Genomic DNA, 13,452 nt, shown 5'->3' on the forward strand with positions numbered 1-13,452 from the left:
TATGTTATAGTATAACAACACAGTTCAACCAGCCCCGCCGCTCCTCATTCGTCTGAGATCCATCCATGCGTACTCCTCTGAAATTTGTTCTTGCGGGCCCGCTGTTGCTGTGGGCGTTAGGCGCTGCTGGGCAGAGTCCACTCTTGGCAAACTGCACCCGTAGCGCGAATTTGCTGGCGTGCATGGATATGCAAGGTAATGCCTATAGCGTTGCGACGGCTGGAAACACTCTTTATTTGCGCGGTTTTGAAGCCGCCAGTCGCCGCTATTGGGCGCAAACGAACAGCCGTTACGGTCAGCTCACGTTCTTTACCGGACTGGCGTCGGACGGAGAAAGTTGGGTTGGATACAGCCGGCGTGTGGGCTGGACAACCCTCAATCGTTTTTCCAGCTCGGGCGGTAGCACCGGTGCATTTACATGCGGCCGCATGAACGGGTGCCAGGATTCATCGCGTTAATGTTTCACGTGGAACGTGAACATTCAGGGAGATGAAACTCCTTTCATGGAAAAGGCTTCTTAAAATTAACTGTTATACTATAACATCTAATTTTAATCTTCGATGGGCCTTGCCATGAATGCGTTAACGTTGCCCGACGTGGCTGCGCAGGTTTCACGTCACACCCTGCCCCTTGATTGGGTGGGCATGTGTGGCATCGCAACGCCGGTGTTGATTGAGGGCCAGCGCCTCAGCGCAACGGTCGACGCCGGGGTGAGCCTCGATGACGGTGAGGCGCGCGGCATTCACATGTCGCGCTTATACCTGGCGCTGGGGTTGCTGGAAGAGACGCCCCTTTCGCCCGCGCTATTGCGCCGAATCCTGGAACAATTTCTCGATAGCCATGAAGGCTTATCCCGTGCGGCTTCGCTCACTGTGCATACCGATCTGCTGCTCAAACGTCCGGCGCTAACCAGCCCGTTGGCAGGCTGGAAAGGTTATCCGGTGAGCATCGAAGCTCAGTTGAAAAACACAATGTTCCACGTGGAACTGAAAATTCAGATCCCCTATTCCTCGACTTGCCCTTGTTCGGCAGCCCTTGCCCGGCAGTTGATCCAACAGCAATTTGTCGACGACTTCGCTAACAAGAGACTTGAGCACGCCGAAATTCTCACGTGGTTGGGCTCATCGAACGGCATTGTCGCCACCCCCCATAGCCAGCGCAGCACGGCGACCTTGACGCTACGTCTGGACGCCGCTGTCGACGAATTGCCGCTGCAGTCGTTCATCAACCAAGCCGAAGCAGCCCTCGGCACCGCCGTGCAGACCGCCGTGAAACGCGCCGATGAACAAGCCTTCGCCCTGGCCAACGGCCAAAACCTGATGTTCTGCGAAGACGCCGCGCGGCGATTGAGCACGGCCCTGGCTCGCTCATCGGAGATCACCGCCCTGGATGTGCGCGTCGTCCATGCCGAAAGCCTTCATGCCCATGACGCCGTGGCGCGAAGCCGCTGGACCCGGGAGCCCTCATGATCGACTGCCAAGCACTGCGCTGGGGTGCACCCGGACAGCCCCTCACGCCGCCCCTCACCATGGCGCGACCGGCAGGCAGCCTCACCGCCATCATCGGTGCCAACGGCTCGGGCAAGAGCAGCCTGTTGAAAGTGCTCGCGGGGCTGCAGAAGCCGCTAGCCGGCAAAGTCACCTTGAAGGTTCCACGGCGTGGTGGCGTCTCATTCATGCCCCAGCAGCAACATCTGGATCGACAATTTCCCATCAACTTGCAAGACCTGGTGGCCGCCGGCGCTTGGGGCAATCGCCACACGCCAGCCATGCGTAGACAGTTGCTGCAGACCGTACTGGACGATTGGGCATTGACCGGCCTTGAGCAACGTCCGCTAATGGCGCTGTCGGGAGGCGAGCTGCAACGCGCCCTGCTCGCTCGCCTGAGCCTGGCCGAAGCGCCGTTGCTGTTGCTCGACGAACCCCACGCCGCCCTCGACGAACAAGGCCAGGCGCTACTGTGGAAACACATTCATCGCTGGCACGCGGCGGGCAGGACCCTCGTGGTGGTGTGTCATGATCTGGCAGCGGTACGCCAACACGTCCCCTATACGCTGCTGATCAAGAACACCGGCTGCGTGCTAGGTCGCAGTGTCGATTTGATCGCCCAACAACCCCATGCGTGGGTGGCCTGATGCTCGCGGCCACACATTTCTGGCAACCCTTCCAAGAGTTTGTCTTCATGCGTCGGGCCCTGCTGGGTGGCCTGGTGTTGGCGTGCAGCACGGCGCCGCTGGGTGTGTTCCTGATCCTTCGGCGCATGAGCCTGATCGGTGACGCCGTGGCACACGGCATCCTGCCTGGCGCCGCCCTGGGCTTCTGGTTCGCCGGGCTGAGCCTGCCGGCCTTGACCCTGGGCGGCCTGGGGGCGGGCTTGAGCATGGCCGGGCTCGCCGCCTGGGTTACCCGGCGCACGGGCCTACGAGAGGACGCCAGCCTCGCGGCGATTTATCCCATTTCCCTGGCGGCCGGGGTGTTGATCCTCGGCATGGCCGGCAAACGCTTGGACTTGTTGCACCTGCTGTTTGGCTCGGCCTTGGCGGTGGACGGCCCCACACTCAACGGCATGCTGTGGGTTTGCGGCGTTAGCCTGGTGGCGATGGCGTTGATTTATCGACCGCTGCTGCTCGATACCCTCGACCCACTGTTCCTGCAAACCGTCAGTCGTCTCGGCCCGTTGGCCCACGGCGTGTTCCTGACCCTGGTGGTGCTGAACCTGGTGATCGGTTTCCAGGCCATCGGCGCGTTGATGGTCGTCGGCCTGATGATGCTGCCGGCCGCCGCGTCGCGATTCTGGAGCCGGCGCCTGCCGCTGCTGATGCTGATCGCCGCGCTGCTCGGTTGCCTCTCGGTCTGGTTTGGCCTGCTGTTGTCGTTCTATTACTCACTGCCCAGCGGACCGTCCATCGTTCTGGTGGCGGGCGTTTCGTATCTGCTGTCGGTGGTATTCGGGCCGGTGCACGGTTTGCTGCGCCGCCCGCCCTTGCTCACGTCCCAATGAGGTGTTTCCCGATGCGCGTACTGCTCGTGCTAATCAGTCTGATGCTGTCCATGTCCCTGTCCGCGGCCGAAAAACTTCAGGTAGTGACCAGCTTCAGCATCCTCGCCGACATGACCCGACAGGTCGGTGGTGAGCATATTCAAGTCACCAACATGGTCGGGCCGGACGCCGATGCTCACACCTACGAACCCACCCCAGACGACGCCCAGGCGTTGCTCAGGGCAAAACTGATCATCAAGAATGGCTTGGGCTTCGAGCCGTGGCTGGACCGCCTGGTGACCAGCACCGGAACCAGCGTCCCGGTGATCAGCGCCAGCCATGGCGTCATCCCGCGGTCACTGGATGAGGACGGCGAGACCATCCCCGACCCGCACGCATGGCACAACCTGGCGAATGCCGAGCTGTATGTCCGCAACATCACCAAGGCACTGGAAGCTGCCGACCCGGCCAACAAGGCCGACTACGAACGCAACAGCCAGGCGTACCTGAAGAAAATCTACGCCCTACTCGCTGAAGCCAAGGCCAAGCTCGGCGCATTGCCTGCCGGTAATCGCAAGATCGTGACGTCCCATGATGCATTCGGTTACCTAGGCCAGGCCTATGGCATCGAGTTCATGGCGCCCCAGGGGTTATCCACCGAACGTGAACCGTCGGCGGCAGAAGTCGCGGCGCTGATTACCCAGATCCGTCAGGCGAAAGTCAAAGCGGTGTTCATGGAAAACATCAAGGACGCACGCCTGCTCAAGCAAATCGCCGACGAGAGCGGCGCTCACATCGGCGGCACGCTGTACTCCGACGCACTCGCCGCCAGCGGACCGGCCAGCACGTTCACTGGCCTGTTCGAATACAACCTCAATACGTTGTACGAGGCACTGAGTCGGCCTTAGAGCCTGTGTGGGAGCAAGGTTTGCCCGCGATGAACGGTGACACCCTTGGGCGTCTCACTGAATTGTCTGCATCGCGAACAAGCTCGGCTCCCACAGGCTCACCAAGCGATTACTTCAAATGAGCTTCAAGCCCTCGGCTTGACCGTCCCGCAATCCTGCCCCAGCCATACCGCGCGAGTGTCAAGGCTACCGTTCTGCTGGATGCCGGTGGCATTGAATGTGCCGTTGACCTTGGTGGTGAATTCACGATCGCTCTGGAATGTCGCGACCCCGGCACCCTGGGCTTTCGGGCAACTGAAGCGAAACTTCCACTGATTACCGGTGCGTTCGGTGATTTGCTGCTTGCAACCCGACTGCGGGTCTTGCAGCGGAATATCATTGGTTTGCACCTGCGCCGGGGTCAGGCACACGCGAATGCCTTTGCCACCCATGGTAATCCCCTGCTTTTCCAGCATCGCCCGTTGCTCCGGGGTCATTTGGGTTTGCAGCTGGCCGAGGATCAGTTGCAGGTCCGGCAGGTTCTGGTTATCGACCTTCATATTGCTGGTGGTCAATTCCCACAAACCCGGCTGGAGCATCTGCGCCTGAGCCGCCATCGGAACCGACAAACCCATCGCCAAGGCCACACCCAGCAGACGAACATTCATTACACGAACTCCAGAGGACAAGTGGCCGTTAGACGCCGTCCACGGGCTTCGGTTCAGGGCCTGAACCTGTGAATTAAATAGCGACATTCGCCACGGAACATGGTCTGTTAAGCATTGAAACTTCAGGAGCAAGGCTGCCCCATGGATTATTTCGGCCCGCATGTTTTCGGTTACCTGATCGCGCTGCTCCACACCCTGGGTTCCATTGCCGCCGTCCACGCCGTGCTGACGGTGCGCACCGCCCAGGGCTCGATTGCCTGGGCCCTGTCGCTGACCTTCATTCCCTACCTGACGTTGATTCCTTATCTGGTGTTCGGCCGCAGTACGTTCGATGGTTACATCAAGGCGCGCCGGCAAGCCAACGAAGAAATGCGCAAGGCAATCTCTGAATTGAACTGGCGCCCCTGGGTAGAAGAAGCCCTGACCGCTCGGGCCTCCCAAGCCTACGCCTCGCTACGGGCCATGCCGAAACTGGGACGCACACCGTGCCTGGCCAATAATCAGGTGCGTTTGTTGGTCAACGGCCACGCCACGTTCGAGGCGATTTTCCAGGCCATCGAACAGGCACGCGAGGCCGTGCTGATCCAGTTCTTCATCGTCCATGACGACCGCCTCGGTCAACGCCTGCACACGCTGCTCTTGAAGAAAGCCGCCGAAGGCGTGGCCGTGTACCTGCTCTATGACCGCATTGGCAGCCACTCCCTGCCCCACCGCTACGTGCAAGCCTTGCGCGACGGTGGCGTCCACGTAAAAGCGTTCGCCACCCGTAGCGGCTGGCTCAACCGATTCCAGGTCAACTTTCGCAACCATCGCAAGATCGTGGTGGTGGACGGTGTGCAAGGGTTCGTCGGTGGGCACAACGTCGGTGACGAATACATGGGCGATAAACCACCCTTGGCGCCGTGGCGCGACACCCATGTGCAAGTGCGCGGGCCGGTGGTGGCGAGCATGCAAGAGTCGTTCGCCGAAGACTGGTTCTGGGCGGCCCGTTCCCTTCCCCCGCTGATCCTGCCGGACAGCTACCCGGACGATGGTGTGCTTTGCCAGTTGCTGGCCAGCGGCCCGGCCGACGCCTATGAAACCTGCTCGCTGTTTTTCGTCGAGGCCATTCACGCCGCCAGCGAACGCGTCTGGATCACCACGCCCTACTTCATCCCCGACGAAGCGGTATTCGCAGCCTTGCGCCTGGCGGTACTGCGTGGCGTGGATGTGCGCATCCTGCTGCCCTCGCGGCCCGATCACAAGATCGTCTACGCAGCGTCCAGCCTGTACGCGTTTGAAGCGGTACGCGCCGGTGTGCGGATGTTCCGTTACGGGCCGGGCTTCCTGCATCAGAAAGTGGTGTTGATCGACCGGGAAATCAGCGCCATAGGCAGTGCGAACCTGGACAACCGTTCGTTCCGCTTGAACTTCGAAGTCATGCTGCTCACCGTGGATATCCCGTTCGCCACCGAGGTCGAGCGAATGCTCGAAGAGGACTTCGCCCAGGCCCAGGAAATCGACAAACAGGAAAGCCGGGAGACCCACCGCCTGCAGAAGGTCGGCATGCGGATCGCCCGGCTTATTTCCCCGATTCTCTAAGGGGTGTAGATGTCGTCGCGGGTCCATGGCAGCTCATGGCTACCGTCGGCATGGGCCTTCACCGCCAGGATCTGGTGCAGGTTGATCCAGCCCTTGGCGAACGCGTAGGCGCAGCCGGCCAGGTACAGACGCCAGATCCGCAGTGCCTGCTCCGACACTTCCTTCGACGCTGCCTCGAGATTGTCCTCCAGGCGTTCGCTCCAGTGATCGAGCGTGCGTGCATAGTGCATGCGCAAGCTTTCCACATCGACGATCTCCAGGCCCGCTTCACTGATCTGCGCGGAAATCATCGACAGGTGCGGCAGCTCGCCATTGGGAAAGACGTACTTCTCAATGAACTCGCCCGCGCCGCGACCGACCGGACGCCCGTCGGTATGCTTGGCAGTGATGCCATGGTTCATCACCAGCCCACCCTCGCGCACGGCACCGAACAGCGTCTTGCAGTACTGCGCAAGGTTGGCGTGGCCGACATGCTCGAACATACCCACGCTGACCACTTTGTCGAAGCGTCCGTCCTGGGGCAGGTCGCGGTAATCCAGCAGTTGCAACTCGACCTGATCCTCCAGGCCTTCGGCCTTGACCCGTTCCCGGGCCAGCGCCAGCTGCGCCTTGCTCAGGGTAATGCCGAAGACCTTGGCACCAAACTCCCGCGCGGCATAACGCGCCAGGCCGCCCCATCCGCAACCGACATCCAGCAGGTAGTCACCCGGTTGCAATCGCAGCTTGCGACACAGGTGGCGGAACTTGGCTTGCTGGGCCTGCTCGAGGGTTTCGCTGCCTGTCTCGAAATAGGCACAGGAATAGGCCATGTCGCTGTCGAGCCATAGCTGATAAAACGCGTTGGAAAGATCGTAGTGGTAGGAGATCGCCTTGGCGTCGGTTTCCTTGTCGTGGACCGAGCGCACCGGCTGGTTGTCGGGATCGTCCTCGACCAAGGCCTGGCTCAATTCATCGCAGACCCGAATGACTTCGTGGATCGGGCCTTCAAGTTCCAGTTTGCCTTCGACAAACGCCGACCCCAATGCGTCCAGGCTGGGGTGGGTGAATTGCGCGACCATTTGTGGGTCCTTGACCACAATCGTGACGCTGGGGTCGGCCCCCAGTGAAAATTCATGGCCGTCCCAGAGCCGCAGCCGAAGCGGTAAATGCAGATTCTGTAAGGCCGGTGGAAGTTGCGCGAGCATGGAAAATCCCCCTTTGTTTCAGACGTCTGAAATGAGGGTAGACCATGCTAGAAAAATAGCAGGCTATCGAATTTATAGCCTTTTTCTATCGCTGTCCCAAATCACTCCTGTGGTGGGTAACTCCTGCGCTGGCACGCCCTCTCCAATAGCAGACTGCAAGTACAGCGCGCAGTTCGCTGACCCTATCCAACGGTGCCCTTGGCTTGGATCTTGAGCAGTGGCTCCTGGAACCGCAGCAAGCGCCCGGCATTACCTAACACTAGCAGGGTACTGAGATTGTGCAGCAGCGCCGCGATCATCGCCCCCGCTGCGCCCAGCCAGCCGAAGGCGGCAAAGGCAACGATGGCCAGTGTCCAGCCCAGGCCGATGATCACATTGACCTGCAACGTGCGCCGACACTGGCGACTCAGTCGCACGCAAGTGCCGAGGCGCCGCAGATCGCTGCCGATCAGCACGATGTCCGCCGACGCCAGGGCGATGTCCGCACCGCCGGCTCCCATGGCGACGCCCACCACACCGGCCTTGAGCGCCAGGGAATCGTTGATGCCATCGCCCACCACCATCGGGCGGAACCCATGATCGATTTCAGCCATGACCCGCTTGAGTTTGTCTTCCGGCAAGGCCTGGGCCTGCACATCGCCGATACCGACATCCCGTGCCAGGACCGTAGCCACGCTTTGGCGGTCGCCGGTCAACAGCAACTGACGGCCCAGACCCAACTCGCGCAGCTCGGCCATGGCCACCTGTGCCTCCGGCTTGACGCTGTCGGCCAACAGCAGCCAGGCGAGGAACTGCCCATCTAGCGCCAGACCGGCAATCGGGCCGTCGTGCTCAGGAACCGCCAGGGTGTGAATGCCCAACTGGGCAAACAACTCCGGCCGACCGAGTGCCGCTTCGCCCTGAGCCGTCATCGCGACCACACCCAGCCCCTGGCGCTCACGAATGTCCGTCAGGGGCAGGCAATTGTCCTGTTCCACCAGCCCCGCCAAGGCACGACTGACCGGATGACTGCTGGCCGAACCGAGGCTGGCAGCCAGCGGCAGCAACAACGACGGTTGAGCATCCTGGGCAGGTTCGATGGATTGCAAGCGCAACACGCCATAGGTCAAGGTGCCCGTCTTGTCGACGACCAACGAAGTCAGGTCCGCCAGTTCTTCCAAAAAGGCCGAGCTGCGAATCAGAATCCCGTGGCGCGCCGCCACCGCGATCCCGGCAATGGCGGTGGCCGGCGCCGACAGCACCAACGCGCAGGGACACGCCGCCACCAATACCGCCAACATCGCCTGGGCATCGTTGGTTACGAACCAGGTCACTGCCGCCAGCAACAACACCAATACCAGGTAACTGCCGGCGTAGCGTTCCAGCAAACGGGTGATGGGTGGCTTGGAGCGTTCAGCGTTTTGCATCAGGGCGATGACCTTGCCCAAGGTGGACGCTTCGCCGGTACGGGTCACCTCCAGGCGCAGCAGGCCATCGAGGTTGATCGCGCCACCGAAGACTTCCGTGCCAACCACCGCCTCCAGCGGCACCGATTCACCGGTGATGGGCGCAGTGTCGAGGCTGGCCTGGCCGGACAACACCCGACCATCGGCCGGCACTCGGTCACCGGCACGCACCTCCACGACATCGCCGGCCTGGAGCGTCGCGTTGTCGACGTCGATGATCGAGCCGTCGGCCTGTACCTTGCGACCCTGGCTGCGGGTCAGTTGGCCAAGGGCATGAATCGCCTCTTGGGAACCGATGACGCTACGCTCTTCCAGCACATGGCCGAAGATCATGATGATCGGCAGTAATGCCGCGGTCAGCAGATCGCCGGTGGCCCAGGCGCCGAGCATCGCCAGGGCGATCAGTTGGTCAGTGATTCCGTGCAGGCTCGGGTACCGCAAGCTGTACCAGGCCGAACGCATCACCGGCACCGCCACCAACAGCGAGGCGAACCCCAACAGCAGTTGGCTGACGCCGCTCTGCTCCGGCGACCAGCCGCGCCATGCCAGGCCCAATGCGAGCAAGCCGAGAGCGAGCATCGCCAAGGTCAGTTGCCGGGCGGCGATGCGTTGCTCTGCCGAGGACAACATCGGTACAGCAGGCGTTCGAGCGGTCATTGGCCGGCTCCCTGGATGATCAGGCGAGAATCGTCTTTCGGGTCGACCGTGGTCACTGAACCGGCCTGGCGAAGGATGGCAGGCATGCGTTCGCGATACAGGCGCAGCAGCATTTGCGGATCGCTGCCCTGGGTCTTCGCCAGCCCGAGCACCGTGGCCGTGTCGGCCGAAGCCTTGGCAAGCCGCTCGCTGGCCTGGGCATGGGCGACTTGCACGGTACGGTCGGCGTCCTGGCGGGCGACCTGGGTGAGTTTTTCCGCTTCAGTCCGGGCGTTGGCCACGGCTTTGTCGGCCTGCTGGCTGGCGGTCAGTACTGCGTTGAAAGCACTCACCGCCGGCCCGGGCAGACTCGATTGCACATCGACCCGCACCACTTCGATGCCCAGCCCCTGCCCCGTCGCCGCCAGGTCAGCCAGGCGTCGGTTAAGCCCCTGAACCAGATCGCCTCGCAAGCGTTCGCGGCGCTCGGCCGCCTGGTTGTCACTGCCCATCAGTTCGGGGCGCGCCACCAGAATGGTGTCCAGGTCCCGGGCCGCGGTCAGGGCCACGGCACTGCGGGTCGCCAGTCGGTCCAGTGCCGGCAGGACATGTTCACCTTGCAAGACGAAAGCGTAAGGATCAGTGACCTTATAGAACACCCGCACATCCAGTTGCACCACGCCGGCATCACCGGTCAATAAATAACCAGAGCCGGCCAATGCATCGCTGACCGGCGTGGCGAAACTGGCCACACGATCAGCCTGCAAGGCCGCGTCCGAGCGCAGCAGATTTTCCACCCGCCGCTCGAGCACTCGATCCGCTGCTGGCAGCAGGATCACTTGTTCCACGGGACGCGGCCAGGCCAGCAAGAGGCCGGCATTCTGGATACGATCCAAGGCGCCGAAGTGCAGCACCACCGCACGATTCTGCGGGTCGATCTGGCGCACGTTGGAAAAGATCCAGGCCAACGCCGCCAAGACCGTGACGGCGTAAAGCGCTAGAAACGCCAAACGCCCGGCCTGGATCCACGGACTGGATAACGCATTTGTTCCACGTGGAACCAAACTCATGGTTGTGTTCCACCTTTGCCATCCATGGAAGCAGGGCCGTCCACCAGGACACGGAATGGAGCGGCATCGGTGCGCAAAATCAGCTTGGTGCCTGGGCTGACGATGGTGCCCAAGGTGTCCAGCGAACGAAGCAGGTTGTAGAGCTGGGGAGAGCCGGCGTAGGCCCGGCCATATATTTCGGCCGCGTCTACCCGGGATTGCGCCTCGATATCAGCGGCCTTTACCGTGGCATCGGCTTGCACGACGCGGGCATCACGTTCTGCGGCGGAACGAATCTGCGCCGCTTCGCGCTTGCCGATGGCGGTGCGTTCGGTGGCGATGGTTTCGCGCTCGGCCCGCATGCGGTCTACCGTTGCGGTCAATGTGACCGATGGCAACGTCAGGCGTTCGATACCGACTTGCAACACTCGTACACCGTAAGTGGTGAGCAACTGTTGATCGATCTGCTGACGCAACTGCGCTTCGAAATCGGCGATGCGCACTTGGCTGGCATCGGTGTTGACCAGGTTCGCCAGGTCAAAACTGGCGGCCGTGGTTTCCAGCGCGGAGCCGACAAATGTGCGGATCTGCCGCGCAGCTTCGTCCGGTTGGTTCTGCACCGCGCGCATGAAACGCTGCACGTTGTCCGGGTCACCCTGGACCTGCCAGGCCACGTAGGCCTGGACAATGATCCGTAGCCCATCGCGGGTCCCGACATCCTGCAGGCCGCTGGACGTGGTGCGCAATCGCAGGTCCACCGGGATCGCCGCCTCGAACGGTGCCGGCCAGCGCCACCCCAGGCCAGGTTGCAGCAGCACCCGGGCCGGATTGCCGAAACGGGTAATGACCGTGGCCTCCCCCGATCGCACTTGCACCAGGCTCGCGGCCGCGACGGCAAATGCCACCAACAACACCGCCCAGCCCACCCGCCGCCAAGGAAACGGACCGGCTTGCTGCGGGTCGCCATGATGGTGGTGATGACCATGGTGATGACCGGCATGGCCGTGATCGTGACCGGCGTGGTCGTGGTGACCGTGTGAAGAGGACTGGCTCAATGTTCAGCTCCTGGCGGGACAGGGTTACGCGGCGACGCGGGGTCGGCCGGCAGCGTGAAGGTTCGCAAGTCGATGGTCGGCGCGTTGCTGCTACCGCCCAGGCGATGATCGAGAATCAGCAACTGGGCATTGCCGAGGCCCTGGCTCAGTTGGCTCAAATAATGTTCCAGCACAAAAGCGTGCCCCGCCGTGGCGTAGGCTTTGCGGTCGGCATTGAAACGCAGATCGGCAGCCTGGGCAGTCGCGTTGATTTCCCGCGCAGTGGCACTGGCCCGGTCATGGGCGATGCTGGCTTGCAATTGCGCCTGGTTGGTCTGTTCCGCCGCCGCGCCACGCTCCCGGGCGATCAATGCCTGGGCGCCGATCTGCGCGGCCTGCACGCCGTGGTAGGCATTGGCCGCACCGGCCGGCGGATGAATCGCCTCCACCACCGTCGCCAGGATTTCCACACCGCTGTCGAGGGATTGCAGGTCAGCCTGGACAGCGCGACCGATTTCGTCGGCCAGGCTCACGCGGTCGGCGCCCAACAAACCATCCAACGTACGCGAAGCAAACTCATGCACCAGGATGCGGCTGGCGGTGCTGCGGATCAGCGTCGGCACATCGGCGCTGTTGTAAGTCGCCGCCAGCGCCGCGGCATCCGTCAGGCCGATGCGATAGACAAAACGCACATCCATGTTGACGATCTGGAAGCTCTGCTGGTCGGCACGACGGCTGGCAATGACCTGGGATTTGTCGTTCACATGACTGGCGTCCCACAACCGATTGGCAATGGCCGGTGCCGGTCCCTCCGCCGGTTCCGCCTCGACCTCTGCACGACTCTGCACGACGCTGGTCGCCAGTTCATGCACAACGCCATTCTCGACGTTGAGCACCCTGCCCCACGGCCAAGGCAACGCGACATGCAAGCCGGGACCGAACACCTCTACCGGTTTACCGAAGCGTTCATAGATGCCCCGCCCCTGCAGCGGCACTTCGTGCACGCCTGTCAACAACCAGCCCACCAGCGCCACTGACGCCAACACCGGCAAAAAAGCCCGACGCATGTAGCTGAAGGCCCAGATCTGGCGCAGGTCGATGCCGAAACGGTTATGCAGTTCATGCTGCAAGGCCAGCAACGGTTGCGGCGGCCAGCGCAGCAGATCGGCGATGACACTGCGGCCCAGCAGCGTCGGCTCCAGGGGATCCCGGCGCGGGATGAACAACGATAGCACCGCGCGCAACAACAACTCTGCCGCCACCAGTCCCGGCAACAGCCCCATCAGCACCGCCAGGCGCACCGGCCAGATGGACGTTTCTGCAGCGAACAGCAAGCACAAGGCGCCAAGCACCAGCACGATGATCGCCACCCGCGTCAGTTGCGCCAGCGCTGGCGCTTCCGGCCACTCCACAGGGGGCTGCTGGGCCAATTGCCGCTCGAACACCAATAACCCGAACGCCAACAACAACGACAACACCGCCCCCACACTGGCCGAAACACCGAGGGCGGCAGCCGGCAATTGCAAGTCCCAGGCGTGCTCCACGCCCAGCAATACCAGCATGGCCCAACCGGCCAGCCACAACGCAGGCGCACCGATTTGCTTGAGCAGGCCGACCGAGCGGGCACCGATGCGCTCCAGCAACCGTTCATACCAACCCAAGTTATCAACAGGCTCGTCTTCCGCTGGCAGGTTATCCACAGCCGGCAACAACGCCCTGCTGCGCCATTGCGTCACCCACCAGGCGGATTGCAAGCCCGCCACCAGCACCAACAGTCCCGCGCCTTGGCTGACCAACAAGGCTGGCCACAGCGATTGCGGCGAAAACACCCCGATAAAAAACGCCAGGACCAGACCCAATCCCGCCACGCTTCCCAAGGCGCAGGCGATCAGCTTCAAGCGGCGCCCTTGAAACGACGCGCGCTGGAAACGCGGCCATTCGGCCACTTGTGCCCTCTCGATATCCAGATCGACTTGCATACCACCCCAG

12 protein-coding genes are annotated in these 13,452 nt (G+C 62.3%); 6 read left to right on the top strand and 6 right to left on the bottom strand.

Annotated elements, in window-relative coordinates:
* Positions 1-65: 65 nt before the first annotated feature.
* The 5 genes from BLU85_RS14435 (at position 66) to BLU85_RS14455 (ending at position 3,887) form a co-directional block, all read left to right on the top strand.
* Entirely contained in the window at positions 66-458 is a 393-nt protein-coding gene (locus BLU85_RS14435) for a glutamine synthetase (protein ID WP_092200328.1), read from the top strand.
* 114 nt (positions 459-572) lie between these two features.
* Positions 573-1,469 (top strand): GTP cyclohydrolase FolE2, encoded by an 897-nt coding sequence (gene folE2 / locus BLU85_RS14440; protein WP_092200325.1) that lies wholly within the window; start codon positions 573-575, stop codon positions 1,467-1,469.
* Complete coding sequence (locus tag BLU85_RS14445) at positions 1,466-2,134, top strand: metal ABC transporter ATP-binding protein (protein WP_092200322.1); 669 nt, start codon at positions 1,466-1,468, stop codon at positions 2,132-2,134. The genes folE2 and BLU85_RS14445 overlap by 4 nt, the downstream gene beginning before the upstream one ends.
* Positions 2,134-3,000, top strand: a complete 867-nt coding sequence (locus BLU85_RS14450) for a metal ABC transporter permease (protein WP_092200320.1) — start codon at positions 2,134-2,136, stop codon at positions 2,998-3,000. The genes BLU85_RS14445 and BLU85_RS14450 overlap by 1 nt, the downstream gene beginning before the upstream one ends.
* An 11-nt stretch (positions 3,001-3,011) precedes the next feature.
* Positions 3,012-3,887: a metal ABC transporter substrate-binding protein gene (locus BLU85_RS14455; protein WP_092200317.1), complete on the top strand. Its 876-nt coding sequence runs from the start codon at positions 3,012-3,014 to the stop codon at positions 3,885-3,887.
* 125 nt (positions 3,888-4,012) lie between these two features.
* Here the strand turns inward: BLU85_RS14455 and BLU85_RS14460 are convergent, their stop codons facing one another.
* Positions 4,013-4,534, bottom strand: a complete 522-nt coding sequence (locus tag BLU85_RS14460) for a DUF3617 domain-containing protein (protein ID WP_092200314.1) — start codon at positions 4,532-4,534, stop codon at positions 4,013-4,015.
* Positions 4,535-4,675: 141 nt separating this feature from the next.
* On the opposite strand from BLU85_RS14460, the gene cls reads away from it, so the two are divergent.
* Positions 4,676-6,115, top strand: coding sequence for a cardiolipin synthase (gene cls / locus BLU85_RS14465; protein ID WP_092200311.1), 1,440 nt, complete (start codon positions 4,676-4,678; stop codon positions 6,113-6,115).
* On the opposite strand, the gene cfaB is transcribed toward cls, so the two are convergent.
* The 5 genes from cfaB to BLU85_RS14490 form a co-directional block, all read right to left on the bottom strand.
* Positions 6,112-7,299 carry a C17 cyclopropane fatty acid synthase CfaB gene (gene cfaB / locus BLU85_RS14470; protein WP_092200308.1) on the bottom strand — a complete coding sequence of 396 codons (1,188 nt, stop codon included), beginning with the start codon at positions 7,297-7,299 and terminating at the stop codon, positions 6,112-6,114. The two genes, cls and cfaB, sit on opposite strands and share 4 nt — an antisense overlap.
* A gap of 182 nt (positions 7,300-7,481) precedes the next feature.
* Positions 7,482-9,401, bottom strand: a complete 1,920-nt coding sequence (locus BLU85_RS14475) for a heavy metal translocating P-type ATPase (RefSeq protein WP_092200305.1) — start codon at positions 9,399-9,401, stop codon at positions 7,482-7,484.
* Positions 9,398-10,450 carry a protease modulator HflK gene (gene hflK / locus BLU85_RS14480; protein WP_092200302.1) on the bottom strand — a complete coding sequence of 351 codons (1,053 nt, stop codon included), beginning with the start codon at positions 10,448-10,450 and terminating at the stop codon, positions 9,398-9,400. The genes BLU85_RS14475 and hflK overlap by 4 nt, the downstream gene beginning before the upstream one ends.
* On the bottom strand, positions 10,447-11,484 hold the full coding sequence (gene hflC, locus BLU85_RS14485; protein ID WP_092200299.1) for a protease modulator HflC: 1,038 nt from the start codon (positions 11,482-11,484) through the stop codon (positions 10,447-10,449). Before hflC ends, hflK begins: the two co-directional genes overlap by 4 nt.
* Positions 11,481-13,442: a protease modulator HflK gene (locus BLU85_RS14490; protein WP_092200296.1), complete on the bottom strand. Its 1,962-nt coding sequence runs from the start codon at positions 13,440-13,442 to the stop codon at positions 11,481-11,483. Before BLU85_RS14490 ends, hflC begins: the two co-directional genes overlap by 4 nt.
* Between the last annotated feature and the right edge of the window lie 10 nt (positions 13,443-13,452).

This window comes from Pseudomonas sp. NFACC14 (assembly GCF_900106885.1).
Classification (GTDB): domain Bacteria; phylum Pseudomonadota; class Gammaproteobacteria; order Pseudomonadales; family Pseudomonadaceae; genus Aquipseudomonas; species Aquipseudomonas fluorescens_AA.

Coding starts and splice junctions, on each gene's coding strand:
- BLU85_RS14435 (WP_092200328.1), top strand. CDS start 66: ATGCGTACTCCTCTGAAATTTGTTCTTGCGGGCCCGCTGTTGCTGTGG.
- folE2 (WP_092200325.1), top strand. CDS start 573: ATGAATGCGTTAACGTTGCCCGACGTGGCTGCGCAGGTTTCACGTCAC.
- BLU85_RS14445 (WP_092200322.1), top strand. CDS start 1,466: ATGATCGACTGCCAAGCACTGCGCTGGGGTGCACCCGGACAGCCCCTC.
- BLU85_RS14450 (WP_092200320.1), top strand. CDS start 2,134: ATGCTCGCGGCCACACATTTCTGGCAACCCTTCCAAGAGTTTGTCTTC.
- BLU85_RS14455 (WP_092200317.1), top strand. CDS start 3,012: ATGCGCGTACTGCTCGTGCTAATCAGTCTGATGCTGTCCATGTCCCTG.
- BLU85_RS14460 (WP_092200314.1), bottom strand. CDS start 4,534: ATGAATGTTCGTCTGCTGGGTGTGGCCTTGGCGATGGGTTTGTCGGTT.
- cls (WP_092200311.1), top strand. CDS start 4,676: ATGGATTATTTCGGCCCGCATGTTTTCGGTTACCTGATCGCGCTGCTC.
- cfaB (WP_092200308.1), bottom strand. CDS start 7,299: ATGCTCGCGCAACTTCCACCGGCCTTACAGAATCTGCATTTACCGCTT.
- BLU85_RS14475 (WP_092200305.1), bottom strand. CDS start 9,401: ATGACCGCTCGAACGCCTGCTGTACCGATGTTGTCCTCGGCAGAGCAA.
- hflK (WP_092200302.1), bottom strand. CDS start 10,450: ATGAGTTTGGTTCCACGTGGAACAAATGCGTTATCCAGTCCGTGGATC.
- BLU85_RS14490 (WP_092200296.1), bottom strand. CDS start 13,442: ATGCAAGTCGATCTGGATATCGAGAGGGCACAAGTGGCCGAATGGCCG.